General features: G+C 73.5%; 27 protein-coding genes. 8 read left to right on the top strand and 19 right to left on the bottom strand.

What is annotated here, in order from left to right:
* Positions 1-521: 521 nt before the first annotated feature.
* The 4 genes from D4B81_RS00110 to D4B81_RS00125 are packed head-to-tail and all read right to left on the bottom strand — an operon-like array spanning position 522 to position 3,864.
* Complete coding sequence (locus D4B81_RS00110; RefSeq protein ID WP_122260525.1) at positions 522-1,574, bottom strand: NAD(P)H-binding protein; 1,053 nt, start codon at positions 1,572-1,574, stop codon at positions 522-524.
* 54 nt (positions 1,575-1,628) lie between these two features.
* Positions 1,629-2,309 (bottom strand): helix-turn-helix transcriptional regulator, encoded by a 681-nt coding sequence (locus tag D4B81_RS00115; RefSeq protein ID WP_122260526.1) that lies wholly within the window; start codon positions 2,307-2,309, stop codon positions 1,629-1,631.
* Positions 2,310-2,350: 41 nt separating this feature from the next.
* A complete protein-coding gene (locus tag D4B81_RS00120) occupies positions 2,351-3,295 on the bottom strand; it encodes a hypothetical protein (RefSeq protein ID WP_122260527.1) in 945 nt (314 codons plus the stop codon).
* On the bottom strand, positions 3,292-3,864 hold the full coding sequence (locus tag D4B81_RS00125; RefSeq protein ID WP_122260528.1) for a hypothetical protein: 573 nt from the start codon (positions 3,862-3,864) through the stop codon (positions 3,292-3,294). Before D4B81_RS00125 ends, D4B81_RS00120 begins: the two co-directional genes overlap by 4 nt.
* Before the next feature lie 138 nt (positions 3,865-4,002).
* Between D4B81_RS00125 and D4B81_RS00130 the strand changes: the two genes are divergently transcribed.
* Together D4B81_RS00130 and D4B81_RS00135 are read left to right on the top strand one after the other, a co-directional pair.
* Positions 4,003-4,479 carry a cupin domain-containing protein gene (locus D4B81_RS00130; protein WP_122260529.1) on the top strand — a complete coding sequence of 159 codons (477 nt, stop codon included), beginning with the start codon at positions 4,003-4,005 and terminating at the stop codon, positions 4,477-4,479.
* A gap of 41 nt (positions 4,480-4,520) precedes the next feature.
* Positions 4,521-4,961 carry a very short patch repair endonuclease gene (locus tag D4B81_RS00135; protein ID WP_337189849.1) on the top strand — a complete coding sequence of 147 codons (441 nt, stop codon included), beginning with the start codon at positions 4,521-4,523 and terminating at the stop codon, positions 4,959-4,961.
* Here the strand turns inward: D4B81_RS00135 and D4B81_RS00140 are convergent.
* Both D4B81_RS00140 and D4B81_RS00145 read right to left on the bottom strand, forming a co-directional pair.
* Positions 4,939-5,505: an NADPH-dependent FMN reductase gene (locus tag D4B81_RS00140; RefSeq protein ID WP_122260531.1), complete on the bottom strand. Its 567-nt coding sequence runs from the start codon at positions 5,503-5,505 to the stop codon at positions 4,939-4,941. The genes D4B81_RS00135 and D4B81_RS00140 overlap by 23 nt on opposite strands.
* 49 nt (positions 5,506-5,554) lie before the next feature.
* On the bottom strand, positions 5,555-6,280 hold the full coding sequence (locus D4B81_RS00145) for an AIM24 family protein (RefSeq protein ID WP_097186637.1): 726 nt from the start codon (positions 6,278-6,280) through the stop codon (positions 5,555-5,557).
* Between the two features lie 124 nt (positions 6,281-6,404).
* On the opposite strand from D4B81_RS00145, the gene D4B81_RS00150 reads away from it, so the two are divergent.
* Positions 6,405-6,794, top strand: a complete 390-nt coding sequence (locus D4B81_RS00150; RefSeq protein WP_097186636.1) for a hypothetical protein — start codon at positions 6,405-6,407, stop codon at positions 6,792-6,794.
* 12 nt (positions 6,795-6,806) lie between these two features.
* On the opposite strand, the gene D4B81_RS00155 is transcribed toward D4B81_RS00150, so the two are convergent.
* Together D4B81_RS00155 and D4B81_RS00160 are read right to left on the bottom strand one after the other, a co-directional pair.
* Entirely contained in the window at positions 6,807-8,591 is a 1,785-nt protein-coding gene (locus tag D4B81_RS00155; RefSeq protein ID WP_237565714.1) for a hypothetical protein, read from the bottom strand.
* A gap of 101 nt (positions 8,592-8,692) precedes the next feature.
* Positions 8,693-9,733 carry an MsnO8 family LLM class oxidoreductase gene (locus tag D4B81_RS00160; protein ID WP_122260533.1) on the bottom strand — a complete coding sequence of 347 codons (1,041 nt, stop codon included), beginning with the start codon at positions 9,731-9,733 and terminating at the stop codon, positions 8,693-8,695.
* Between the two features lie 84 nt (positions 9,734-9,817).
* Here D4B81_RS00160 and D4B81_RS00165 point away from each other — a divergent pair, with 84 nt between their 5' ends.
* Positions 9,818-10,183, top strand: a complete 366-nt coding sequence (locus tag D4B81_RS00165) for a GntR family transcriptional regulator (RefSeq protein WP_122260534.1) — start codon at positions 9,818-9,820, stop codon at positions 10,181-10,183.
* Here D4B81_RS00165 and D4B81_RS00170 read toward each other — a convergent pair.
* From D4B81_RS00170 to D4B81_RS00195, 6 genes are all read right to left on the bottom strand, one after another.
* Entirely contained in the window at positions 10,172-10,978 is an 807-nt protein-coding gene (locus D4B81_RS00170) for a class I SAM-dependent methyltransferase (protein WP_122260535.1), read from the bottom strand. The genes D4B81_RS00165 and D4B81_RS00170 overlap by 12 nt on opposite strands.
* Positions 10,979-11,197: 219 nt before the next feature.
* A complete protein-coding gene (locus D4B81_RS00175; RefSeq protein WP_122260536.1) occupies positions 11,198-11,827 on the bottom strand; it encodes a DUF2461 domain-containing protein in 630 nt (209 codons plus the stop codon).
* A gap of 9 nt (positions 11,828-11,836) precedes the next feature.
* Positions 11,837-12,289 carry a hypothetical protein gene (locus D4B81_RS00180; protein ID WP_161964929.1) on the bottom strand — a complete coding sequence of 151 codons (453 nt, stop codon included), beginning with the start codon at positions 12,287-12,289 and terminating at the stop codon, positions 11,837-11,839.
* A gap of 11 nt (positions 12,290-12,300) precedes the next feature.
* Entirely contained in the window at positions 12,301-12,486 is a 186-nt protein-coding gene (locus D4B81_RS00185) for a DUF1059 domain-containing protein (protein ID WP_097186629.1), read from the bottom strand.
* Between the two features lie 148 nt (positions 12,487-12,634).
* Positions 12,635-13,294, bottom strand: coding sequence for a YceI family protein (locus D4B81_RS00190; RefSeq protein ID WP_122260538.1), 660 nt, complete (start codon positions 13,292-13,294; stop codon positions 12,635-12,637).
* A 114-nt stretch (positions 13,295-13,408) separates the two neighbouring features.
* Positions 13,409-13,867, bottom strand: coding sequence for a GyrI-like domain-containing protein (locus D4B81_RS00195; protein WP_122260539.1), 459 nt, complete (start codon positions 13,865-13,867; stop codon positions 13,409-13,411).
* A 103-nt stretch (positions 13,868-13,970) separates the two neighbouring features.
* Here D4B81_RS00195 and D4B81_RS00200 point away from each other — a divergent pair, with 103 nt between their 5' ends.
* Positions 13,971-14,897: an SDR family NAD(P)-dependent oxidoreductase gene (locus D4B81_RS00200; RefSeq protein ID WP_122260540.1), complete on the top strand. Its 927-nt coding sequence runs from the start codon at positions 13,971-13,973 to the stop codon at positions 14,895-14,897.
* Positions 14,898-14,903: 6 nt separating this feature from the next.
* Here the strand turns inward: D4B81_RS00200 and D4B81_RS00205 are convergent, their stop codons facing one another.
* Positions 14,904-15,896 carry an LLM class F420-dependent oxidoreductase gene (locus tag D4B81_RS00205; protein WP_097186626.1) on the bottom strand — a complete coding sequence of 331 codons (993 nt, stop codon included), beginning with the start codon at positions 15,894-15,896 and terminating at the stop codon, positions 14,904-14,906.
* A 139-nt stretch (positions 15,897-16,035) separates the two neighbouring features.
* Between D4B81_RS00205 and D4B81_RS00210 the strand changes: the two genes are divergently transcribed.
* Positions 16,036-16,866: a DUF2382 domain-containing protein gene (locus D4B81_RS00210; RefSeq protein ID WP_122260541.1), complete on the top strand. Its 831-nt coding sequence runs from the start codon at positions 16,036-16,038 to the stop codon at positions 16,864-16,866.
* 75 nt (positions 16,867-16,941) lie between these two features.
* On the opposite strand, the gene D4B81_RS00215 is transcribed toward D4B81_RS00210, so the two are convergent.
* Genes D4B81_RS00215 through D4B81_RS00225 form a run of 3 tightly spaced genes read right to left on the bottom strand, consistent with a single transcriptional unit; the run spans position 16,942 to position 19,507 of the window.
* Positions 16,942-17,772, bottom strand: coding sequence for an FHA domain-containing protein (locus D4B81_RS00215; protein ID WP_237565715.1), 831 nt, complete (start codon positions 17,770-17,772; stop codon positions 16,942-16,944).
* Complete coding sequence (locus D4B81_RS00220) at positions 17,769-18,881, bottom strand: hypothetical protein (RefSeq protein WP_161964930.1); 1,113 nt, start codon at positions 18,879-18,881, stop codon at positions 17,769-17,771. The genes D4B81_RS00215 and D4B81_RS00220 overlap by 4 nt, the downstream gene beginning before the upstream one ends.
* Positions 18,878-19,507, bottom strand: coding sequence for a hypothetical protein (locus D4B81_RS00225; RefSeq protein ID WP_122260543.1), 630 nt, complete (start codon positions 19,505-19,507; stop codon positions 18,878-18,880). Before D4B81_RS00225 ends, D4B81_RS00220 begins: the two co-directional genes overlap by 4 nt.
* A gap of 187 nt (positions 19,508-19,694) precedes the next feature.
* Here D4B81_RS00225 and D4B81_RS00230 point away from each other — a divergent pair, with 187 nt between their 5' ends.
* Positions 19,695-20,600 carry an SDR family oxidoreductase gene (locus D4B81_RS00230; RefSeq protein WP_122260544.1) on the top strand — a complete coding sequence of 302 codons (906 nt, stop codon included), beginning with the start codon at positions 19,695-19,697 and terminating at the stop codon, positions 20,598-20,600.
* Between the two features lie 32 nt (positions 20,601-20,632).
* Positions 20,633-21,772, top strand: coding sequence for a serine/threonine-protein kinase (locus D4B81_RS00235; protein ID WP_202613508.1), 1,140 nt, complete (start codon positions 20,633-20,635; stop codon positions 21,770-21,772).
* Positions 21,773-21,832: 60 nt separating this feature from the next.
* On the opposite strand, the gene D4B81_RS00240 is transcribed toward D4B81_RS00235, so the two are convergent.
* Positions 21,833-23,782, bottom strand: a complete 1,950-nt coding sequence (locus D4B81_RS00240; protein ID WP_122260545.1) for a vWA domain-containing protein — start codon at positions 23,780-23,782, stop codon at positions 21,833-21,835.
* Between the last annotated feature and the right edge of the window lie 50 nt (positions 23,783-23,832).

Here is a 23,832-nt window from a genome sequence, read left to right on the forward strand (position 1 = left end):
CGCGTCATCCTCGCGCACCGCCCTTGTCGGCCGAATCGGGGGCGAGGATCGTGGGCGGGCATGGCCGGGGACCTGCTGGGGATCACCTTCGAGCAGCTGCCCGAGCTGCGTTACGCCGCCTGCAAGGGGCACCCGGGCGAGCCGCGTCGGGCAGCCCGTCGCGGACACGACGTCGGCTCTCCTCGTCTGGGAGCCGCGTCGGCTGGTCCCGGAGTATGCCGTCCCGGCGGCGGACATCGCCTGGCCCTCCCCGGACCCCCTCCACGACGGCGAGCCGGTGCGGGACCTCGTGTGCTTCTGGTCGGAGCGGTGCGAGGTGACGGTGGACGGGTGGCCGGTCACCGAGCGCATGTCCGGGCTCTGAGGAGCGGGTGCATCTGCCTGGCGCGTTGCGCCGGACGGGCACATCTGCCGGATCAGCCGCAAACGCCCAGGAAGGACGGCAATGTGCCCGTTCCACGGAACGGCAGCGCCACCTCGTCGACGGCCGGGACGGTCACGGCTGCGGCGGACGGGCCTGCTCAGCCGGGCAGCACCCGGCCCACGGTGTCCTGGACGGCGTCGACGGCCCTCGCGAGGAAGGGCTGGTCGTCGCCGCCGGCGGCCCACGACGGGTCGTGCGCCAGCGGCCCCATCGGGTCGGCCGTCGCGGGCTCCGCCTGGGAGGACTCCCTCGGGTCCGCGAGCGAGCGGCGGACCGCCTCGTCGAGGCCCATCAGCGCGTAGCCCTCCGGCAGCAGATCGCGCCGGAAGTCCTCCTCGGCGCACACCATGTCGTGGTGCAGGCTCTCCACCAGCGCCTCCACCGTCGGCGTGGGCACGTCGGTCAGGGCACCGACCAGCGTGCCGACGAGGTCGGTCGGCAGGAACGGGACCGTGACCTGGGGGCGCGTGAGGCCGGCGAGCGCGGCATAGCGGTCGAGCAGCTCCGCATAGGGGATCCGCGCGGGCCCGCCGATGTCGTAGCTGCGAGAGCCGACGTCGGCGGTGAGCGCACCGACCAGGGCGGCGATCGCGTCGACGACCGCGATCGGCTGGACGTCGGAGTTCATCCACGACGGGACGGCCTGCAGGGGCATCCGCTCGCTCACCTGGCGGATGATCTCGAACGAGGTCGAGCCGCTGCCCAGGAGCACGGCCGCGCGCAGCGTGAGCACCGTGGCAGGCGTGGCGGTGAGGATCTCCTCGACCTCGAGCCGGGAGGTGATGTGCTCGCTGAGCTCCTGGCGCTCGACCGGGGGGACGATGCCGGAGAGGTAGACGACCCGCCCGGTCCCGTGGGTGACCACCGCGTCGGCGACGTTCTGGGCGGCGAGGCGGTCCTTCTCGGCGAAGTCGCTGCCGCCACCCATGCCGTGGACCAGGTAGTAGATCGCGTCGACGCCGGCCACCGCCGCGTCGACCTCGTGCGCGTCGGTGATGTCCATCTGCACCGTCTCGACCCGGTCCGACCACCAGGGCGCAGGTCGGGAGAGGTCCGTGGTGGTGGTGCGGACCTCGTGCCCCGCGTCGAGGAGGCGGGGCACGAGCCGTCCGCCGACGTAACCGGTGGCTCCGGTGACGAGGACCTTCATGGGTGGTTCCTGTCTGTGGTCGGGCCGGACCGCCTCGGGGATGCGGTCCCCGGGTCAGCCGTGGTGGTGGGGGTCGATCTCGCGCTGCCGGGTCGGCAGCAGGCCGTGCTCCACCCCCCAGCGGACGGCCTGCGAGCGGCGGGTGACGCCGATCTTGCGGTAGGCCGTGCGGATGTAGCTCTTCACCGTGTTGATCGTCAGGTAGCTGCGGGTCGCGATCTCGTCGTTGCTCAGCCCCTGCGTGATGAGCGAGATGACCTCGGACTCACGAGCGGACAGACCGTGCTCCTTGCCCGGCCACGGCGTGCCAGGCTCAGGCTCGACCTCGGGCACCTCGGGGGGAGGGGCGAAAAGAGAGTGGCCGGGCACCACCACCTCACCCGCAGCGATGCGCTCGATCGCCTCGACGAGCTCCAGCGCACCGGCCGACTTGGGCAGGTAGCCGGCGCACCCCTTGCGCAGGGCGAGGTCGACCAACGCGGCGTGGATGTTCCAGCTGTAGATCACCACGCGACCGATGTGGGGGCGTCCGACGAGGTCGTCGACGATGGAACCGTCGACCTGCTCCTGCGCGAAGGTGTCGTAGAGCGTGAGGTCGACGGGCGTGACCGGGGGGCGTCCCATGTCGAGCTCGGCGACCCGCACCCGGTCCGCGTAGGGCTCGAGCATGGCGGCCACGCCGTGGACCACGACCTCGTAGTCGTTGAGGATCGCGACGTCCACCGGCGTGCTCATCCGGCCACGCTACCGCCCGTCGGGCGATCCGCCGGGTCGGGTCAGCAGGAGAGGTCCGCGGGCCACGCGTAGGAGAACTCGAGCCGAGCCGCCGCCGACCGGGGGAGCACGATGGCGGTGTCGCGCCCGTGCGCGTAGTCCCAGGGCACGAGGAAGAGGAGTCCTCCCTCCTGGAGGACCATCCGCAGCCCGTCGTATCGGTAGCGCACACCGGCTACCTCCGCCTGCGAGCAGGCGGTCTCCCGGACCCCCGGCGTGGTGAGCGCCAGACGCTGGTCGGCGTAGACCGTCACGTAGGGCTTCGTCGGGAGCTGGGTGACCACCGACCTCGCCCGGAGCTTGCCGACGTCGGCGGAGTAGTTGCCCACCGCCCAGAACAACCCGGTGGAGACCAGGACGATGACGGCCGTCCACTCCGTCGCCGCCCACACCGGGTGGGCCTGTCGGCCCCGGTGGTCGGGGCCCTGCTCCCGGACCCAGTGGTGCACCCGCGTCGCACCCTGGAGCGCGAGGACCCCCCCGACCAGGGCCAGACCGGGGAACCATCGCACCTTCTCGAACGGGGTGTCGGTGTCGTTCGTGTTCACGGCGCCCCACAGGGCGAGCAGCAGGAGGACCGCACCGACCACGACGAGCAGGGGGACCAGGACCCGTGCGGCCCTCGTGACGTGCCCGGGAGGGGCGTCGGGCAGGAGCTGGTAGACCCAGGCGACCACGAGCACGAGCAGGCAGACGACGGCGAGGGGGATGAACAGCCCGTCGGCGCTGCGCACGACGTAGTCCTGGGTGCTCAGGTCGAAGACCGTGTAGTCGATGCCGAACTGGCGGAAGAAGTGGTAGGCGTGCAGGAGACCGAAGTAGAACATCAGCGCGGTGATGATGGACAGCGGGGCGATCACCGAGGCCAGGGTCTTGAGCACCGCGACCGGCCCCGGTCGGCGGGGCCGGTCCGCAGGAGACGCCGGGGCGACCGCCCCCTCGCTCACGGCGCGCTCGTGGTGATCGACCCGTCGACGCCGGGGGAGGCCGGGACGTCCTCGCAGCGGACGTTGACGAGCACGACGAACTCCCCACCCGGGTCGACGGTGAGGTGCCCCTGACCAGCGTCGTCGAAGACGGTGCCCTCGACGGTGTCGATCCGGTCGCAGACGTCGCCCTCGAACAGGGTCGACCCCTGCCCCTTCTTGACGATCGTCAGGCACAGCTCGCCGCCGCAGGCCTCGCGCACCAGGTCCTCGATCTCGCCGAGCCGGTCCGCGTAGACGCTCCCGGAGAGGACGTTGATGGGCAGGGGTATGTCGAGGGGGCTCGCCACCACGACCGGCGGAGGCTCGGGCTCGGGCTCGGGTTCGGGCTCCGACTCCTCCGCCGACGGCTCGGGCTCCTCCTCCTCGTCAACCTCGGAGGGCTCGTCCGACGGATCCTGCGGGGTCTCGACGGCCGCTGGGTCGTCGTCGGTGTCGCCGTCCCCTGCGGCCCCGCATGCTGCAAGCCCGAGGGCGAGGACGATCGTCGCGGCGCTGCGCCGGGTCTGGAGAGCAGTCATCATGCGCATGACCGAGACCTTCCGTCGTTTCTCAATGTACGCCCGCCGGTGCCTGCTCCGACAGTGCCGATCCCGCCCGGCCACCGGGCGCCGGGGGCGGTGTCTCTGGCAGGGTGGAGGGGACGCCACCGCACCCAGGAGGACCTCATGGAGATCGCCGACAACGGCCCGCAGCGCAACGCCTTCGACATCGAGACGGCGACCAGGGAGAACGAGACCTACCGCACCGTGGCCTGGACGGGGAAGTACCTGCAGGTCACCCTGATGTCGATCCCGCCGGGGGAGTCGATCGGCCTCGAGGTGCACCCCGAGACGGACCAGTTCCTGCGCGTCGACGCCGGCCAGGGGCGGTGCGTGATGGGGCCGACGGAGGACGACCTCGTCTTCGAGCAGGAGGTGACGGACGGGTGGTCGATCCAGGTGCCCGCCGGGTCGTGGCACGACGTGGTCAACACCGGCGACGAGCCGCTGCGGCTGTACGCGATCTACGCCCCCGTCCACCACGCTGCGGGGATCGTCCAGCAGACCGCGGACGAGGCTGAGCAGGACGAGGAGGCCGGCGAGGACGAGCCGCCGACGTGGACGGTGCAGCCCGACGACGCGGCGCAGGGCCACCCGAGCTGACGGCGCCTCGCCACACCCACCTGCCGCCCCTGAGCAGCACCGTGCCACCAGCCGTCCCGCCCCACCCCGGTGCCTCGTCGCCGCAGGTGTCGGCGCGGATGTCGGTGGCCGCGCGGCGGGACACCGCCCCGGAGGTCGCGCTGCGCAGGGCGCTGCACGCGGCGGGCTACCGGTTCCGGGTGGTGCACCCGGTGCCGGGCAACCGGCGGCGCAGCATCGACATCGCCTTTACCCGGGCCCGGGTCGCGGTGTTCGTCGACGGCTGCTTCTGGCACGGCTGCCCGGTGCACGGGACGCAGCCGCGGGCCAACAGCGACTGGTGGCGAGCCAAGCTGGACGCCAACCGCGCGCGTGACGAGGACACCGACCGGCTGCTCCGGGAGGCGGGCTGGCAGGTCGTCCGCGTCTGGGAGCACGAGAGCGTCGCGACCGCGGTGACCGCGGTGCGGGAGGCGCTGGCTACGTCCGGGGCAGGACCGTGAGGACGCGCTCGACGTGGTCGCGGAACTCCTGCATGAAGTCGGTGAGGATCTTGCGCAGCTCGTCGTCCGTGACCGTGCCGTCCTCGTCGTAGGCGTGCGGGTCGAACTGGATGTAGGCCTCCGGCGCCGTCATCTGCCGGGCGTTGCAGAAGCTGAGGATGGAGCGCAGGTCCTGCTGGGCGACCGCCGTGCCGATGCCGCCCGGCGACGCGCCGATCACGCCGGCCGGGACGTGGTCGAAGGCGTTCTCGCCGTAGGGGCGCGAGGCCCAGTCGATGGCGTTCTTCAGCGCACCGGGGATGGAGCGGTTGTACTCCGGCGTGATGAACAGCACCGCCTGCGAGGCCGCGATCGCCTCCTTGAGCGCGGTCGCCTCGGCGGGGAAGTCGCTGTCGAGATCCCGGTTGTAGAGCGGCAGGTCGCCGATGGGGATCTCGGTGAACTCGAGGTCGTCCGGGGCGACGCTGATGAGCGCGTTGCTGAGCGTCCGGTTGATCGACTCCGACGACAGGCTGCCGATGATGTAACCGACCTGGTAGGCCACGTGTCCTCCTGCGCTGGTGGGCGGGTGCTGCTGACTGGTCAACCCCCAGTCAACCCCCCAGAAGGTCCCCGAGCCCACCCGAGCGGCCCGACCGCTCGCCGGAGCCGGAGGTCGAGACGTTCTCGGCCGGCTGCACGAGGACGTGGCCGTTGCCGGTGAAGGCCATCTGGATCGTCTCGCCGGTGCCGCCGCGCAGCATCGACCCGAGCCCGCCGGTGTCGACGCGCACGTCCATCCGCACCCCCGCCGTCCACAGCACGACCGCGTGCGCGTCGGCGAAGGTCGGGGACTGGGCCACGTCGAGGGCCACCGGCTCGCCCTTGGTGGTGACCGCGACGTAGCCGGAGCCGCGCAGGGAGACGTTGAAGAGGCCGCCGGCCATCATGCCGCCCCGCGCCGCGACGCGGTGGATGTCCCAGGCGATCGAGGCGCTGAAGGCGAGCACGTTCTGGCCGTTGACCGAGATCATGTCGTCGTCGAGGTAGAGCACCTGGACGTCGGAGGCGTTGTCGGCGAGGAACAGCTCGCCCTGCCCGGTGCACTCCATGATCGGCACGCCCTCGCCGGTCAGCTTGGACTTGAGCATGCGGTCCAGCCCGCCCGAGCCGCGGTTGGCGAACCGGACGTCCCCCTGGTAGGCCACCATCGACCCCAGCCGGGCGTTGACCGGACCGTAGTCCATCCGGATCTTGAGGAGCTTGGAGTTCTGCCGGATGAACTGGTCACCCGACTCGGTCTCGGCGAACTCGTCGAACAGCGAACCGTGGATGGCCATGGGACCTCTTCCTCGTCGGTCGTGGGTGCTTCCGCTCGACCGTGCGGAGCGCGGAAAGCCCCCACCGGTCCGTGACCAGAGTACCGTCGGCAGGACCGAGCGTGGCGACAACCGGAGGTGGGTCATGGGACTGCTGGACAAGGCGATGCGGACGGCCAACGAGCTGGCCGGCAAGGCCGAGACGATGCTCGCGCAGAGCGGGGTGACCACGCCCGGACAGGGTGGGGCGGACCGGGTGTATGCCGAGCTCGGTCGCCTCGTGCACGACGAGCACCGCGGCCGTCCGGCGGGCGCCGGCCGGCGCGCCGAGCTCCTCGCCCAGCTCGACGCCCTCGAGGAGCAGGCGTCCTCGGCCCCGCCGCCCCCCGGTGGGCCGCCTGCGCCGGGGAGCATGCCCACCGCCACGCCGCCCTCGCCGGGCAGCATGCCCCCGTCCTCCCCGGGGACGGGCACGACATACCCCTCGGCGGGATCGACCCCGCCCCCGCCCCCGCCGCCACCCCCGGGTGGCTGAGGGCGCCGGGGCTCACTGGTAGGAGATGAAGTCCGGCGTCGGCTCGACCAGGCTCATCGTCTCCTCCGGGCTGAGCGGCCCCGGGATGTCCTCGTCGTAGAAGTTCTTCCAGCCCCAGTGCTCGACCTCGGGGGCGTTGTTCAGCAGCGACCGCCAGGTCGCCTGCTTGTCCGGCTGCGCGCCCTGGCCGTCGACGTGGATGAGCACGGCCAGCTCTGAACGCGACTGGTCGACGTCGTTGACGCCGGGGAGCATCCGGATCTGGAACTGGTGCAGCACGAGCACCTTCTGCGGCAGGTCGTTCTCGCGGGTCAGGTCGGCGAGGTAGGTGACGACCTCGTCGACCTCGGAGACGTCGACCTGCCCGATCTGGACGAGGTGGACCTCGCCGTCGCGCAGCCGCCACTCGGGGTCCAGGGCAAGACCGACGTGCGGAAGCCGGAGCAGGTCCTCGTAGATCCGGGCCTGGGTGACGAAGTCGGTGCGCCCCGGCTGCAGGTCGAGCACGACGTACATCCCGTGCTCGCCGGCCAGCTCGACCAGCGGGCGCAGCTCCTCCACGGAACGTTCGGTGGAGTAGTTGCCGTCGGGGCCGGCCTCGGAGCTCGCGATCGTGGCGATGATCTCCAGCGTGGGGATGACGGGCTCGTCGGTGAGCTCGGCGTAGGCGGCCGCGAGCTCCTCCGCGCGCGTCACCGTCTCCTCCTCGGGCTGCTCGCCGAGCACGCCGAGCGCGCCCGAGCCGGGCGTGCCGTAGAGGGCGACGTACGTCTTGTCCGGCAGGACCAGCTGGCCGCCGCCCGGGAGCTCGACGCCGGTCGCGGCGACGCGGGACCGCCAGGCGAGGGTCTCCGCGTCGACGAACTCCTCGCCCAGCCCGATCAGGGCCTGCGGCGCCGCCCCTGCCAGCGCCTGCACCGACTCACCGGTGGCCCGGGGGTCACCGCCCTCGGCACGGACGACCGTGGCGCCGGCCGCCCGGGCGCTGCCCAGTGCGCCTAGGTCCTCGTCGTCGCCGGCGGTCAGGACGACGGTGCCCGCCACCGGCTCGGGCGCGGCGGTGGGGGGAAGCTCCTCCAGGTCGCTCGCCAGGAGGGTGGGGCCGGGCGTGCCGGAGGTGGAGGACGCGTCGTCGGGCGGGGCGACCGTGGCGGCCTCCTCGTCCCCGTCCGGGGTGCTGTCCGCCGCGGCCGGGACGAGCAGCGCGGGGGAGCCGGGTGAGACCTCGCTCAGCCGGCCCAGCGCCTCCTCGGCCGACACCGTCTCCGGCTCGGTCCCGAGCAGCCGCGCGAGGGCGGCGTCGTCCGGCGGCACGACCACGTCGAGGCCTGGGTCGGCGACCTCGCCCAGCGCCAGCACGACCTCCGTCCCGAGACGTTCCAGCTCCGCAGCGGTGTCGACGCCGTCGACGAGCACCGGGACGCCCAGGGCCGCCCCGGCGGACGCGGCGCGCAGCTGCTCCTCGGCGCTGGCCAGCACGACCACCGGCGCGCTCGCGAACAGCGCCCTGGCCACGCCGACGCTGCGCTCCGACGCCGCGCCCGTCACGACGAGGGTCTCCCCGGGCACGGCGAGGCTCGCGACGAGGCCCTGCGGCGCTTCCTGCCCGTTCCCCTCCCCGCCCCTGTCCGACCCGTCCGGGTCCACCCCGTCCGAGGCGGCCGTCCCGTCGGGGGAGCGTCCTGCCCCGTCGGTCTCGCATCCCGCGAGCAGCACCAGAGCCAGGACCGCACCGGCGGCCGCCGGTGCCCTGCCCCGGGCGCGCCGCGGCGCGTCGCCGATCTTCCCCAAGAACACCTGATCTCCGTCCCGCAGCGTTGGCTGCCCCTACGGTAGGCGCCGACCGCTCACGGACCAACCCGCCACGCCTCGGCGCCCGGCGCCCGGCGCCCGCACCCTCAGGCGGCGAGCCGGGTCGCCAGCTCCACCACGGTCCGCTCGCGGTGCACGTCCCGGTCCAGCGGCTCCGCGGCATACGCCCCCGCGACCGGCTGCACCATGACCTCGGGAACGTCGAAGTCGGAGGCGAGCCTCTGCATACCCTCGGCCACCTCGTCGACGGTGCCGACCAGCCAGGAGGAGCGGACCGCGTCGAAGGCCGCCCGGGGCAGCGGGAGCGGCTCCGCCTGCGCCTCCTCGACGGTCATCAGGGGGCGGCGGCTCATCGGCCCGGGCACCTGGAGGCTGGCCATCATGTGCTGGAACGGGAGCGCGAGCCGGCGCGCCTCCTCGGACGTGTCCGCCACGACCGCGTTCACCGTGAGGAAGGTCTCCGGCCCGCCCGGCCCGGCGAACCCGCCGCGGTAGAGCTCCAGCGCCTGGGCCGTGCCACGGCCGGAGAAGTGGTGGGCGAAGACGTAGGGCAGCCCGAGCTGGGCGGCCAGGCGTGCGGAGTAGTCCGAGGAGCCGAGCAGCCAGACCGGCGGCACCGCCTGGGCCCGCGGCGTCGCGAGCACCTCGTGCTGGTGCGCACCGATCTGCACCGCGGCGCCCTCGGCCGACATGAACGCCATGACCTGCTGGACGTACTCCGGGAAGTGCTGGACCACGTCCGCGTCGCTCACGCCCGCGCGCAGCGCCCAGGCGGTCACCTGGTCGGTGCCGGGCGCGCGCCCGATCCCGAGGTCGATCCGCCCGGGGTATGCCGCTTCCAGCAGCGCGAACTGCTCGGCCACCGCGAGCGGGGCGTGGTTGGGCAGCATCACCCCGCCGGAGCCGAGCCGGATCCGCGACGTCACGGCGGCCAGCGCCGCGATCGCCACCGCCGGGCTGGTCGAGGCGACCGAGAGCGCGTTGTGGTGCTCGGCCAGCCAGTACCGTCGCGCCCCGGCCTCCTCCGCCGCCCGCGCGAGCGAGCGCGCCGCGTCCAGCGCCTGGGCCGAGGTCTGGCCGGTGCGGACGGGGAGCAGGTCCAGGACGGAGACGGCGATGGATGACATGTCCTCCACCCTAGGCGCGTCGCGCGGGTGGGGCGGCCGTGACCCCGTCGGCGGCTAGGTTGGGAGACCCCGAGGAGGTCCGCGATGCGCATCGACCCGTCCCTGCCCGACCCGCCGTTCGCCCAGCTCCGCGAGCAGATCCTGCGACGCGTCGCGGCCGGTGACCTGGCGCCCGGTGACCGGCTGCCGACCGTGCGCGGTCTTGCCGAGGAGCTGGGCATCGCACCCAACACGGTGGCCCGCACCTACAAGGAGCTCGAGGCCGACGGGGTGCTCGAGGGCCGGGGCCGCTCCGGCACCTTCGTGAGAGCGGGGGTCGACGCGGGCCGGCTGGTGCCGACGGCCGCCTCGGCGAGGGCCGCGGCGCAGCGGTATGCCGAGGCGACCCGCTCGTTGGGCCTGTCGCCCGAGGCTGCGCTCGCGCTGGCGCGGGAGGCACTAGGACGCTGAGGGGACCGTCCCGACCACGGCCCGCGCCGTGGCCGACAGGCTGAAGGCACCCTCGGGCGAGCCGATGCGCGTGTGGAAGGCGTCGCGCAGGGCCGTCCGTCCCTCCTCGTCCAGGCTGGTGACGTAGGCGCCGGCCGGGCCGACGCCCAGGAGCACGGTGGACCAGAGCTCCTCGAAGCTCTCGTAGGGCGACTCGACCGCCAGCACCTCCTCGCGGACGTCCACCAGGCCAGCCTCACGGAAGAGCGCCCCGAGCTCCCCGGCCCGCCCGAACGGCCGCAGGATCAGCTCCGAGGGGGCACCGGCGTCCAGCTCGACGACGGCCTCCCAGAGGGCCACGAGCAGCTGCATGCCGCCCTCGAAGTCCCACACGCAGGCGCCCACGCGACCACCCGGCCGGACCACGCGCCGCATCTCGCCCACCGACCGCACCGGGTCGCTGACGAAGTGGATGACGAGCTGGGCGAGAGAGACGTCGAACGCGCCGTCGTGGAAGGGCAGCGACTCCGCGGGCGCTGCGCGCAGGTCGACCTCCGGGAAGCGCTCGCGGCAGGCCTCGAGCTGGGCGGGGGCCGGGTCGCAGCCGGCGACCTGGTCGGCACCGAGCCGGGTCACGAGCTCCCCGGTCAGCGCGCCGGTCCCGCAGCCCACGTCGAGGGCCCGCATCGGCGGGGCGACCCCCGCGGCGTCCGCGAGGAGGGGGGCGAGGGGCACGGCATACCTGCCCATGAAGGCGTCGTAGGCGCTGCCGCCGGTGCGGAAGGTGCGCGTGCCGGCGTGCGGGTCGCCCGTCATCGCCGGGCCCCCTCGGTGCTCGACACGGCGGTGCGGCGAGGGTGTCGGTCCATCCTGGACAGTGTGGGGGCTCCCCGCCCGGAGCGGTATGGGCAGTTCTACCCATACCTGTTGCGCCGGACGGGCACATCGCGAGGATCGGGCCCTGTCGGCCCAGGAACCGCCGCGGTGTGCCCGTCGGGCGTCACGCGGCTGCGGTCCCCGCGCAGCCGAAACCCCTCAGGCGGGGACCACCGGCGCCAGCCACTCCACCAGTGGGCGGACCTCGCGCCAGCCCGCGCGCACGTGCTCGGCGAGGGCCGGGGTGGGAACGACGTCGCCGTCCTCGACCCAGCGCACCGCCGTCAGCGCCCGGTGCCGCAGCAGCTCGATCCGCGGGTGGTCGCGCGGCATCCCACGCGGCCCGGTCCGCAGCCGCTCCCCACCGATCTCCCAGCCGCCGTCGCGCAGCCGCTCGAGGATCGTCGCCAGCTCGGCACCGCGCGGGCCGTCGACGGCGCTGCGGTATGCCGTCAGCGTCGCCGGGTCCATCGCGTAGCACCCGCCCCCGAACCGGAAGCCGTCCGCCGACACCTCGGCGTACCACCCGGTGCGGGTGGCCGCCTCGACGTAGCCGCCCTGGTGCGTCTTGTAGGGACTCTTGTCGGCCGAGAAGCGCACGTCACGGTGCGGCCGGAAGATCCTGGCCTCCCCGAACTCCTCCTCGAGCAAGGCGAGCAGCGCGGTCATCGGGCCACGCACGTCCCGCTCGTACTCCACCTGGTGCGCGGCCCAGAACGCCCTGCTGTTGTCCTCCTCGAGCCGGGCGTAGAAGTCGACCGCGGCGTGCGGGATGCCGAGGAACGTCATACCCGTCGCTCAGCCGGAGCCGCCGAGGTCGACCGCGAAGGCCTCGTAGACGAGCTCGCCGCCCCGCTGCCGGTGCCGCACCAGCCGCTGGACGAGACCGGAGAGCTCGTCCCGGACGGCGTGCGGCTCGTGGTCGGCCGAGCTGCGCTCGAGTGAGCCGATGACCCGCGCGATCTCGCTGCGCAGGCTGACGTGGTCGTCCGTGAGCCGGTCCACGGCAGCGGTGAGACGGCTCTCGCTGGCCCGGACGGTGTCGTAGAGCCCGCCGGGGCGCTCGGTGAGGTCGACGTGGTCGGCGAAGTCGTGCGCCAGCTCGACCAGGGCCGTGTGCAGCCGCTGGATCCAGTCGTCGCGCTCGTGCAGGTCGACGAGCGCGTCGTCGACGGCGGCCACCGACTCCCGCAGCTCGGCGCGGTGCGCCCGCACCTGCTCCAGATAGGCGGTGAAGGTGTCTTCCGGCACCCTCGCCATCATCAGGTCCGGTCGTGGATGAGCGGCTCGACCTGGCTGGCGAAGCCCGGGTCGTCGACCTGCTCCGCGGACAGCCCGTGGGCCTCCCGCGCGTGCGCGGCGGCCTGCCGCAGCACGTCGTCCTCGGTCTGCCCGGTCACCACCCCCTCGCAGTCGAAGCCGACGTCACGACACCTGAGCTCCTTCATGGCACTGCCTCCTCGCCGCCGGGCCGCGCTCCACGGCCTGGCCCTCCACGGTAGACCTGTGCGGCGGCCGGGTCCACGGTCCGGACGCAGAAGGGGACCGGGAGGTCCGCGGTGCTCCGCGGTCCTCCCGGTCCCTCCGGGGGATGTGTCAGGCCGACTTGATCGCCGAGATGTCGAAGACCAGCTTGACCTTCTCGCTGACCAGCACGCCACCGGTCTCCAGGGCGGCGTTCCACTCCAGGCCCCAGTCCTTGCGGTTGATCGAGGTGGCGCCCTCGAAACCGGCCCGCAGGTTGCCGAACGGGTCCTGGGCGAAGCCGGTGGAGGTGAAGTCGACGGTCACCGGGCGGGTGACGTCCTTGATGGTGAGGTCACCGGTGACGCGGAAGGTCTCGGCGTCCACGCGCTCGACGGCGGTGGAGGCGAAGCGCAGCTCGGGGTAGGTCTCGACGTCGAAGAAGTCGGCCGAGCGGAGGTGGCCGTCGCGGTCCGCGACGTTGGTGTTGACGCTGGCCGCCGCGATCAGGACGGTGGCCGAGGAGGCGGCGGGGTTCGCCGCGTCGATGACGCCGGTGCCCTCGAACTCGTCGAACGTGCCGCGCACGTTGGTGACCATCGCGTGCCGGGCGACGAAGCCCAGGCTGCTGTGGCTCGGGTCGATCGTCCAGGTGCCGGTGAGCTCGTCGGCGGAGGGGTCCGCGACGGCGACGGCGGTCGCGGTCGCGCCGCCGGCTGCCGAGGAGGGGGCGGGGGAGGCCTCGGCGCGGGCCGGGGCGGACTTCGTGGTGAACCAGTCGAACAGGCCCATGGGGGACTCCTTCGGAGAAGTTGACAGTACAAGTACCCGACCAACAGTAGCCGGTGTTGCGTGACTCGTCAACTATCGAGGGAGGCAGGCAGGTCCAGGCGGCGGCGAGCCCGCTCAGCTCAGGAGGCAGAAGAGGTCGGTGCGCATCGTCGCCGGGTCCGCGTCGGGGGAGGGTTCGGTGACGTACACCTCCCACATCGGGCCGGCGGGTCGGCGCCCCTGCTCCCCGACCCACGCGACGAGCTGTCCCCAGGACTGGCCGAGCGAGTCGTAGGAGCCGAGGTGCGTCATCCTCGCCACCTCGCCGCCCGGCAGCGTCGAGGGCACCACGCCCTCGACGGCGTCCACCTCCCGGTCGGTGACGAAGCCCACCTCCAGGTCGACGGTCTCGGTCGGCTGGGAGAGGTAGAGGCCGAAGGCGTCCCGGGGCGGTGCGCCCTGCGTCGTGAGCGCGTGCACCACGCTGCCGAACGCGGAGTCGTAGAAGTCGGTCAGCTGGTCCATCCGCACGGTGTCGCGCACGACCGCCGTCGGCTGCGGGTCGAGACTGACGATCTCGGGGGAGTGCTCCATGTCCGTGCCTCCAGGCGTGAGGGTGCGGTGACGGGGGGTGTCGCCCCAGCGTGGCCGTCGCGCGACGCCCCGGTCAAGGGGTCCGCGCCGGTAGGGTCGCGCCATGGGGGGACGCGTCCTGGTCACCGGGGCCACCGGGGGCATCGGCTACTTCGTGGCCGAGCAGTTGGCGGCCCTAGGCCACCCCGTGGTGCTGGCCGCGCGCGACCCTGGCCGGGCGGCCGCGGCGCACGCCGCCCTGAGGCGGCAGGTCCCCGGTGCCGACGTCACGACGATCCCGCTCGACCTGGCCGACCTGCGGTCTGTCGCGTCGGCCGTCGAGCGGGTGGCCGCCGGGGCGCCCCTGGAGGCGCTCGTCGCCAACGCGGCGCTGGTGAGCTACGGCCTGCGCCCGGTCGCCCCGCGCCGCACCGTCGACGGGGTGGAGCTGCATCTCGGCACCGCCCACCTGGGCCACTACGCGCTGGTCAGCCGGCTGCTGCCGTGGCTGGAGCGCTGGGGGACCCGGGTGGTCCACGTCGGCAGCCTCAGCCACCGGATCCCGCTCGGGCCGGACCCGTGGACCGTCGCGCTGCGCCCCCGCCGCGAACCCACCCTGGTCAGCTACGCGCGGGCCAAGCGCGCCGTCACGCTCTTCGGTATGCAGCTCGCGCGCGAGCTGGCTGCGCGCGGCTCCGCCGCGACGTCCGTCCTGGCCCACCCCGGGACGGCGGTGGACGCGCTCACCCCGGCGCGCGACGGCATACCCGCCTCGCAGCCGACCGAGATCGGGCCGGTGTCGCGGACCCTGGTCCGGGCCATGCACGGCAAGGACGGCGGCGCATCCGTGATCGTGCACGCCGCCACCTCACCCGTCGGGCGCTCCGGCGACTGGTGGGGTCCCGACGGGCCGGGGCAGCTCAGAGGGCACGCGGTGCGGCTGCGCCCGCCACCTGCGGCGACCGCGCGGCACGGGCGCAGCACCGCCGACCTGCTCCGGCTGAGCGAGGAGCTGACCTCGACGGTGCTGGGACCCCGACCCGTGCCGTGAGCGGGGTCAGGGTGCTGCGGCGCGCAGCTTCTCCAGGAGGGGCTCGGCGCACTGCTCGAGGAACGCGTCCTGGTGGTCGCCGCCGACCTGGACCAGCGCGACGTCGGTGAACCCGGCCTCCCAGTAGGGCCGGACGGCCTCCACGATGGCGTCGAGGTCGGGGCCGCACGGGATCTGCTCGGCGACGTCCTCGGGGCGGACGAACTTCGACGCGGCGGCGAAGCCGGACGTCGTGGGGAGGTCGGCGTTGACCGACCAGCCGCCCGCGAACCAGCGGAACTGGTCGTGGGCGCGTGCCACCGCGGCCTCCCGGTCCGGGTCCCAGCAGATCGGGATCTGGCCGATGGCCCGCGCCGCGGTGCCGATCTGCGGGGCGCCGACGGTGCTGTTCCACGACTCGATGAGGTCGGTCGACGGCTCGGTGGTGACCAGGTGGTCGGCGAGCGGGGCCAGCAGCTCGACGGCCTGCTCCCCGCCGACCGCGACGGCGAACTCGACGCCCTGCTCCGGCAGGTCCCAGATGCGCGCCGAGGCGACGTCGAAGTAGTCGCCGTGGTGGTCCACGAGCTCACCGGTCAGCAGCATGCGGATCACCTGCATCGCCTCGGCCAGCATCGCCTGCCGGGTGTCGACGGTGGGCCACCCCTCGCCGACGACGTGCTCGTTGAGGTTCTCGCCCGAGCCGAGACCGAGCGTGAACCGGCCGTCGGCCAGCAGCTGCAGGGTGGCGGCCTTCTGGGCGACGACGGCCGGGTGGTAGCGCACGGTCGGGCAGGTCACGTAGGTCATCAGCCCGACCCGCTCGGTCGCGTGCGCCACCGCCCCGAGCACGGACCAGGCATACGGCGCGTGGCCCTGGGCGGTCAGCCAGGGGAAGTAGTGGTCGCTGCACACCTCGAGGTCGAAACCCCGCCGCTCGGCCTCCACCGCATGACGGACGAGGTCCTTGGGGCCGGACTGCTCGGTCATGAGGGTGTAGCCGAAGCGGGTCTGGGTCATGACTCATCAATGACACGGAATCGGCCGCCGCGCACGTCGAAACCGGTCCGCCGGGCCGGTGCCGCTTGAACGGGACAGACCCCAACGGCCCTGCCTAACGTCACAAGGTAGGCACCACACCCTCACGAGAGGACCCAGCATGCGCATCACCCAGGACAACCTGCAGCACCTGCACTCGGCGGACATCGTCGACGTCAACGGCGACAGCCTCGGCGGTGTCGGTCAGGTCTACCTCGACGACCGGACCGGCGACCCCGCGTGGGTCACCGCCAAGACCGGCTTCTTCGGCACCAAGGAGACCTTCGTCCCCCTGGCCGAGGCCGACCTGGACGGCGACCGCCTGCGTGTCCCCTACGAGAAGAGCTTCATCAAGGACGCCCCCAACATGGACGCCGACCAGCACCTCGACGACCCGCAGCAGGAGGAGCTCTACAGGTACTACGGCCTCGGCGGCGGCGCGGTGGGGAGCGGCGTGACGGGCGGCACCACGGGCGGTTCCATGGGTGGCGGCACCCTGGGCGACGACACCCTGGGCGACGACACCGTCATCGGGGGTTCCGTGGGCGACGACGCCACGCACGACCGGGAGCGAGGCGTGTCCGGTGACCTCGGCCGCGACCGCGACCTGGACCTCGGCCGCGACCGCGACCTGGACGTCGACCGTGACCGCGACCTTGACGTCGACCGGATGACGCTGCACGAGGAGCGTGTCGACGTCGGCACCGAGCGCGTCGAGTCGGGCCGGGTCCGGCTGCGCAAGCACGTCGTCACCGACACCGAGACCGTGACCGTGCCGGTCGAGCGTGAGGAGTACGAGCTCGTGCGCGAGCCCGTCGCCGACGGCACCTCGGCAACCGACGTCTCCCACGAGGAGGTCGAGCTCGAGGAGGACGGGCGCCGCGACAGCAGCGACGCCTACGCCGCCGACCGCGAGATCACCGACCCGGACGACCCGAGCCGCCGGCTCTGACACCACCCGGCGCCCCGGCGCCGTTAGACACCGCGGCCCGCCCCCAGGAGGGGGCGGGCCGCGGCATGCCCGGTCTCACCTGGCCCGTCGCAGGACCATCCTCGTCCACCCGCCGAGGTAGACCCGGTCGTCCTCGTCGATGCGCACCCGCTCCCCCTGGGCGAGCGGCTCCTCCGGGAGGGGTTCGCCCACGGTGCCGACGAAGGTGCCGTTGGAGGTGTCGAGGTCCTCGACCCACCAGCGCTCGCCGTCGCTCGTGAGCTGGGCGTGCCGCACCGAGACCCCCATGTCGGTGCCGGCGTCGAGGTCCGGGTGCAGACCGCGCTCGACGTTGGTCCGCCCCACGACCACGTGGTGGGAGGTCAGGGGCACGACCTCGGGGACGTTGGCCTCCGGCACGGGCTGACCGCTGCCGCGGGTCGCGGCCCACACGTGGTCCACCCACACCTCCGCGACCCACTCCTCCGGCGCCCGTCGGGACGGGGGCAGGTGCTGCACCGGGTCGTGACCGACGCGCTCGGCGGCCGCCTGCGGGGGCGTGGGCGGCGGCACCGCCGGACGGTCGGGCAGCTGGCCGGGGTCCAGGTCAGGGGTGTTCAGGGCCGAGGCGGGGGGTAGGTCGGCGGTGGCGAACGAGGGGTCGACGTAGGCCTCGTGCGGCTCCATCGCCTGCATCGACGTCGGCGGGGCCGCCGCACGCCCCGGATCGTCCGTCCCCGGTCCGAGCGGTTCCGACCCCGTGACGAAGTCGTGGCCGCAGGCCCCGCAGAACGGCACGCCCTCGGCGTTGACGGCGTGGCACCGGGGGCACTCGACGGCCGACGCCTCGTGCGCCTCGCCCTCCGCGCCGACCGGGCGTGCCGGCTCGGTCCGCCCGCCGCTCCCCGGCGCCTCCGCGGCGCTCACGCGTCCGGCCTGAGCTGGCCCAGGTAGGCCTCCTGGGACGCCACGAGCGCCGACGCCCGCTGGATGTCGGCCGGGCGGTTGTGCAACGACTGCTTCGTCGCGGTGAGCATCCCGGCCAGGTCGACGCTGGTGGGGGCGCCGCAGCCGGCGAGCGTCCGGCCCAGCCGCTCGGCCCGGTCCACGAGATCGGCATACTCCGCGAGCGCGGCGGCGTAGGTCGTGTGCGCCTGGTCCAGGGCCCGGCCGACCCGCTCCAGGTTGGCCACGTAGGCCGCGAGGTCGTTCTCGTCCGTCGGGACCTCGCCGAGCGCCGTGACGTCGGGGATGCCCAGCCGCGGGGCGGGCCGGAGGGTGTTGAGGACCCGCTCGGCCAGGCTGCGGACGGCCTCACCCCGGGCGACGAGGTGGTCCCGCTCGTCCTGCGCCTGCCCGGCGTCGGCGCGCGCGTGCACTGCGCTGGTCCCGGCGATGATCAGGTCTCGCTCGAGGAGCGCGGTCGCGGACTCGAGCTGACCCAGGCGGCCGAGCGCGTCGTCGGAGGTCGGGGTCAGCTCGGCGGCCAGCTCCTCGGCCGCCACCAGCCGTTCCGTGAGGCGGCCACCCACCGCGGGGTCCGCCGACTCCACGCCGGCGCGCACGCGGAGGAGGTCCTGCTGCGTGGCGGACAGGCGCTCCTCCAGCGGCAGCTCGTCGTCGCCGCGGACCCGGGCGCGCAGCGAGGCCGCCAGCGCGTCGGAGAGCCGCAGGGCCTCCGGGAGCGCGATCGCGAGCGCCTGCCCGTCGCCGTCGGGCAGCTCCAGGACGCCCCAGATCAGCCGGGCGACCCACTCTTGCTGCCCCGTGCCCTCCTTGGTGTCCTGCCAGGTGGACAGGAGCAGGTCGTGGCGCTGCACGATCGAGTGCCACAGCGTCATCGAGAAGGTGATGTCGGCGTTGAGGTCCTCGCGGTCTGCGTGCGTGCGGGTGAGCGCGTCGAGGGCGCGGAGCTCGTGGTCGCGGTGGATCCGCCACCGCGCCAGCTCGGAGAGGTAGTGGTCGGTCGCGCCGTCCTCGGGGACCATCCCGGGCGCCGCCGGTGGGACGGGCGCGACGGCATACCTGCTCCTCACGTGGTCACCCTGCTCTCGCGGTCGTGGTCGAGGTCGTGGTCGTGGCCGGGGGGAGGGGAGGCGGGCTGCTCGGGGACCGGCAGGCGGGGTATGCCGTCCTCGCCCACCTCGAGCCCCTTGCGCTCGACGGTGGCGTGGTCGAGCTGGTCGGGGGTGATGTCCGTGCGACCGACGATGTCGGTGGGGTCGGTGTGCCCCGTGAAGGTGTCCCGCAGCAGGTCGAGCTGGGTCCGGAGGTCGTCCTCGGCCCCGCGGGCGCAGGCGTCGTAGACGCGGTCCAGGGTCAGGCCGAGCAGGTCGAGGTGGTCCACCAGCTCCAGCAGCGGGGCGTGCCGGTCCTCGAGGGCGTGCGAGTGCGCGAAGCTCGGCGGCAGCCGCGTGAAGGCACCCACGGACTCGGCGAGCCAGGCGATCGAGCGGGCGGCGGCCTCGCGCACCCCGTCGTGGACCGTCGCCCCGTCCTGGGGCACGTCGAGCAGGTCGGCGGTCGTGCGCACGGCGCGGCGGACCCGCACGCGCACCACGTCCGGCAGGGCCGGCGCGTCGAGGAAGGGGGTGTGGTCGTCCAGCGTGCGGCGCAGGTCCTGCGGGGTGGGAAGCGAGTCACGGTCGCCTGTGTCGGGCATGGGGCTCCGTCCGGTCGTGGCTCCTCATTCTGCCCCACCCGCAAGGGCGGTCGCCGTGAGCCGGGAGCAGTCGCGAGCAGCCGCGGCCCGTCGAGGACAGCCGCGGGCAGGGGAGCGGCGAGCCCCGCACGGGAAGCCGGTGGCCCGCCGCGCTGCGGGTCGGCAGCCTCCGTGGTGGGCTGGGGCCATGACATCCGAGCAGCGCGACCAGCTGACCTTCGACGACCCCACCACCCGTCACCCCGACATCACCCCGCCGGAGCAGGACCAGCCCAAGCCGGGGCTCGACGCCGAGCTGGAGCCGCGGTCGGACCGTGGCGAGACCTCCTACCGGGGGACCGGCCGGCTCCAGGGTCGCAAGGCGCTCGTCACCGGGGGTGACTCCGGGATCGGGGGCGCCGTCGCGATCGCCTTCGCCCGGGAGGGTGCGGACGTGGCGATCAACTACCTCCCGGACGAGGAGGAGGACGCGGCCAGGATCGCCGAGCTGGTCGAGGCCGCCGGGCGACGGTGCGTGCGGATCCCCGCGGACGTGCGGGACCGCGAGGCGTGCGACCTGGTCGTGGCCGAGGCGGTCGATGGCCTGGGCGGCCTCGACGTGCTGGTGGTCAACGCCGGCCGGCAGGTCGCGCAGGAGTCGATCGAGGACATCACGGACGAGCAGTTCGACGACACGGTGCGGACCAACATCTACGCGATGTTCTGGACCTGCCGCGCCGCAGTGAAGCACCTCCCGGCCGGGTCCTCGATCATCCTCACGTCCTCCATCCAGGCCTACAGCCCGAGCGAGACGCTGCTGGACTACGCGATGACCAAGGCGGCCATGAACAACTTCGGCAAGGGGCTGGCCAAGCAGCTGGCGCCGAAGGGGGTCCGGGTCAACATCGTGGCCCCCGGCCCGATCTGGACGCCGCTGCAGGTCGTCGACGGGCAGCCCAAGGAGGACCTGCCGGAGTTCGGCAAGGGCCAGCCGCTGGGCCGTGCCGGGCAGCCGGTCGAGCTCGCGCCGGCCTACGTCTTCCTCGCCTCGCCCGAGAGCTCCTACGTCGTCGGCGAGACGCTGCATGTGAACGGGGGCGTCGACTCGCCCTAGGCGAAGCGCTGGCTCCTGCATAGGGTGACCGCGTGGGAGAGATCTTCGCGGGCCGTTACGAGCTGGTGGACCCGCTCGGCGACGGCGGCGCCGGGGTGGTGTGGCGGGTCTGGGACCACCGGGCGGCGCGCTACGTCGCGGGCAAGGTCATGCGTCAGGTGGACGCGGCCTCCTTGCAGCGCTTCGTCCGCGAGCAGGCGGTGCGCATCGAGCACCCGCACGTGCTGACCCCGCTCGGCTGGGCGGGTGAGGACGAGCGCGTGCTCCTCGCGATGCCGGTCGTGCAGGGTGGGTCGGCGGCCACGCTCGTCGGGGATCACGGGCCGCTCCCGGCCGCCTGGGTGGCCACGCTGCTCGACCAGCTCCTGGCGGCGCTGGAGGTGATCCACGCCCAGGGGCTGGTGCACCGGGACGTCAAGCCGGGCAACCTGCTCCTGGACGCGACCGGCTCCGATCTGCCTCGTGCCCGCCTGGCCGACTTCGGGATCGCCACCGCTGTCGACCAGCCGCGGTTGACACACGTGAGCCACCGGATCGGCACCCTGGGCTATGCCGCGCCCGAGTCCCTCGAACCGGGATGGGAGCCGGACCCGCGGGCGGATCTCTACGGTGCCGGACTGACGGCCGCCGAGCTCCTCACGGCGCAGCGCCCGGGCCGCCACGAGGGAAGCGGGGCGGGTGAGGCGGCCGACGGGGCGGGTGAGGCGGCCGACGGGGCGGTTCTGGCGGCGGATGGCCTTGGCGCCGACGTGGAGGCCGCACTGGTGGCGGCGGGTGTTCCTGTCGAGCTGTCGAAGCTCGTGCTCGGGCTGGTCTCGCCCGACCCGCAGGACCGCCCGGTCACCGCAGCCGCGGCCCGGCGCGACCTGGCCGGCACCGGGCTGGTGGCCACCTCGGCCGGGGAGCTGGGGCCACACTCCGTGGAGGTCTTCGACCAGCTGCCCGAGCTGCCGGAGGGTTGGGACGAGACCGGCCCCGTGCCCACCGGCCCGCAGGGGACCAGTCCCGAGCGGAGGGCGAGGAGGGGCGCCGCGCCTGAACGTGACTCGAGGTCGACGCCCGCCACCACCACCTCGGGACAGGGTCCCGTCAGCGCACGGGCACGGGCCGGCCTGCTCCTGCTCGCGCTCGGCCTTCTGATGATCCTGGCTGCGGTCCTCCTGCCGGGCTGAGCCCCCTCCCCGTCGACGGGGCCACGATGCTGCGCTCCCCGGAGGGTGGGCGGGTCGCCCTCAGACCTGCGTGCCACGCCGGCCGGCGCGGGTGGCGAGGAGGGCGGCGCCGGCGGCGGCCACGAGGACCCCGGCGCCCCCGAGGAGCCAGGCCCACGGCATACCACCCGGGTCGGCGGCCGGCGGCGGGGTCGATGCAGCCGGCGGGGGCACCGGCGTCGAGGAGGCGGTGGGCTCGACGGCCTCGTCCTGCAAGTCCACGGGCGGGGCGGAGGTCGACGCCGACTGGTCCGGGGCACCGCCGTCGAGGGTGAGCGGGGCGGGGACCGCCTCGCCGACCACGTCGATCGTCAGCGTCAGGGGGATCGGGGTCCCCGAGTCGTCGGGGGCGTAGGCCAGCGACAGGTAGTAGTCGCCCTCGGTGGCGGGCTTCTCGGAGCGTCCCCGGTTGCTGAAGGTGATCTGACCGCTGCTGGAGGCCCCGGAGGCCGGGCGCTTGGGCGAGACGATCATGTTGCCGTCCCCGTCCAGCTCACCGACGGCCTCGGTCGACAGGAGGTTGAGGATGGTCCCACGGTAGGGGGTGTAGATGTCGCGCACCAGCAGCCGGCCCACGGACCCCAGGCTCTCCAGCTGCGCCTCGCTCATCTGGGCAGGATCGCTGTCCACCTGCATCTGGACCGCCTGCCCCAAGGATGCCGGGACGCTGAAGAACAGCACCTCCCCAGGCATCGCGTCGACGGCGTACGTCGTTCCCGGGGTGACGGGAGCGGCGTCGTTGAACGACGTACCGGGCACGATCTCCTGCGGCTGACCGCTCGGCTCCATCGGTGTCCACTCGGGGAGGCTCGCGACCTCGGGGATGGCTGCCTGCGCCAGGACCGGTGTTTCGCCGACCAGCAGCTCGAAGGGGACGCCCTCCGTGGCCCCGTAAGGCTCAACGGTCGTGATCGACAACCGCAGCTCGAGGGCGCTCTGGCAGTCGTCAGGTTCCTCGGGTCCTGGCCCGGCAGCCGGGATCTGCACACTGTCGGACATGATCGAGGCGCCGGACACGTCTGTCCCGGCGTAGAAGCGGTTGGACGCACACCTGCGGCCGTCGGTCGTCGCCAGCTGCAACTCGGCCATGGCCGTCCTACCGCTACTCGGCTGTCCCGAGGCCCCCACCCAGATCTCGGTCCCCGGCACCGAGCGACGGATCGTGTAGGACTTCGGCTGTCCCGGCACCCCGAAGGTGTCCGTGTACTGACCCCCAGGCGTGAGGTCGGGCCCGCCCGTCGCGTCGGTCGTTCCCGAGACGGGGGTGCCCTGGACCGTGAAGGGACGGAAGGCGCGGCTGCTCACCCGGGTGAGGACGGCGGTGAGCGACGCCGCGTCGGTGGCGTCGTAGTACTTGCCTCCGCCAGCCTCGGCGATGCACTGCAGCTGGCCACGGGTCTGCTCGTCGGCGCCGAGGCCGACGGTGTGGACCACCAGGTCGAGGCCGTCTGCCGTGAGCTGCTCGGCGACCTCGCAGGGGTCAGGGTCACAGGTGGCGATGCCGTCGGAGACGAGCACGATGGTGCGGTTGCCCACCTCTCCCAGATCCTGGGCTGCCTCCTGCAGGGCGTGGGCGATCGGCGTCTCGCCGAGGGGGGAGTAGTCCTCGACCGCGGTGGACAGGGCGTCGGCGTTGTCGGTTCCGATCGGCACGACCAGCTCGCTGTCGGTGCACTTGTCCTTGGCCGGCTGGTCGAGGGCCACCGAGCCGCCGAAGACGCGCAGGCCGACCGACTGCGCCGGGTCGAGGCCGTCGATGAGCTCATTCAGGGCGGCGCGGGCGGCGTCGATCTTGGGCTCACCCTCGGCGTCCGCGTCCTCCATCGAGCGGGAGGCGTCCAGCAGGAGAAGCATCGACGCGTCGCCGACCCCGTCGGTGGGTTGGGCAGCGATCGGCGCGCCGACAGCAGCATGGGGCGTCAGGAGCAGCGCGGTGGCGAGCGCCACGGATCGGGTCAGCCGGAGCAGCATGAACGTTCCCCTCAGATCAGGTAGTGTTTGTGATGGCAAACATAGTGCGT

This window comes from Ornithinimicrobium cerasi (assembly GCF_003702705.1).
In the GTDB taxonomy this organism is placed as follows: domain Bacteria; phylum Actinomycetota; class Actinomycetes; order Actinomycetales; family Dermatophilaceae; genus Ornithinicoccus; species Ornithinicoccus cerasi.

Coding starts and splice junctions, on each gene's coding strand:
- D4B81_RS00185 (WP_097186629.1), bottom strand. CDS start 12,486: ATGAAGGAGCTCAGGTGTCGTGACGTCGGCTTCGACTGCGAGGGGGTG.
- D4B81_RS00115 (WP_122260526.1), bottom strand. CDS start 2,309: ATGAGCACGCCGGTGGACGTCGCGATCCTCAACGACTACGAGGTCGTG.
- D4B81_RS00225 (WP_122260543.1), bottom strand. CDS start 19,507: ATGCCCGACACAGGCGACCGTGACTCGCTTCCCACCCCGCAGGACCTG.
- D4B81_RS00240 (WP_122260545.1), bottom strand. CDS start 23,782: ATGCTGCTCCGGCTGACCCGATCCGTGGCGCTCGCCACCGCGCTGCTC.
- D4B81_RS00165 (WP_122260534.1), top strand. CDS start 9,818: ATGCGCATCGACCCGTCCCTGCCCGACCCGCCGTTCGCCCAGCTCCGC.
- D4B81_RS00200 (WP_122260540.1), top strand. CDS start 13,971: ATGGGGGGACGCGTCCTGGTCACCGGGGCCACCGGGGGCATCGGCTAC.
- D4B81_RS00205 (WP_097186626.1), bottom strand. CDS start 15,896: ATGACCCAGACCCGCTTCGGCTACACCCTCATGACCGAGCAGTCCGGC.
- D4B81_RS00175 (WP_122260536.1), bottom strand. CDS start 11,827: ATGACGTTCCTCGGCATCCCGCACGCCGCGGTCGACTTCTACGCCCGG.
- D4B81_RS00190 (WP_122260538.1), bottom strand. CDS start 13,294: ATGGGCCTGTTCGACTGGTTCACCACGAAGTCCGCCCCGGCCCGCGCC.
- D4B81_RS00210 (WP_122260541.1), top strand. CDS start 16,036: ATGCGCATCACCCAGGACAACCTGCAGCACCTGCACTCGGCGGACATC.
- D4B81_RS00130 (WP_122260529.1), top strand. CDS start 4,003: ATGGAGATCGCCGACAACGGCCCGCAGCGCAACGCCTTCGACATCGAG.
- D4B81_RS00160 (WP_122260533.1), bottom strand. CDS start 9,733: ATGTCATCCATCGCCGTCTCCGTCCTGGACCTGCTCCCCGTCCGCACC.
- D4B81_RS00145 (WP_097186637.1), bottom strand. CDS start 6,280: ATGGCCATCCACGGTTCGCTGTTCGACGAGTTCGCCGAGACCGAGTCG.
- D4B81_RS00170 (WP_122260535.1), bottom strand. CDS start 10,978: ATGACGGGCGACCCGCACGCCGGCACGCGCACCTTCCGCACCGGCGGC.
- D4B81_RS00110 (WP_122260525.1), bottom strand. CDS start 1,574: ATGAAGGTCCTCGTCACCGGAGCCACCGGTTACGTCGGCGGACGGCTC.
- D4B81_RS00125 (WP_122260528.1), bottom strand. CDS start 3,864: ATGCGCATGATGACTGCTCTCCAGACCCGGCGCAGCGCCGCGACGATC.
- D4B81_RS00195 (WP_122260539.1), bottom strand. CDS start 13,867: ATGGAGCACTCCCCCGAGATCGTCAGTCTCGACCCGCAGCCGACGGCG.
- D4B81_RS00230 (WP_122260544.1), top strand. CDS start 19,695: ATGACATCCGAGCAGCGCGACCAGCTGACCTTCGACGACCCCACCACC.
- D4B81_RS00150 (WP_097186636.1), top strand. CDS start 6,405: ATGGGACTGCTGGACAAGGCGATGCGGACGGCCAACGAGCTGGCCGGC.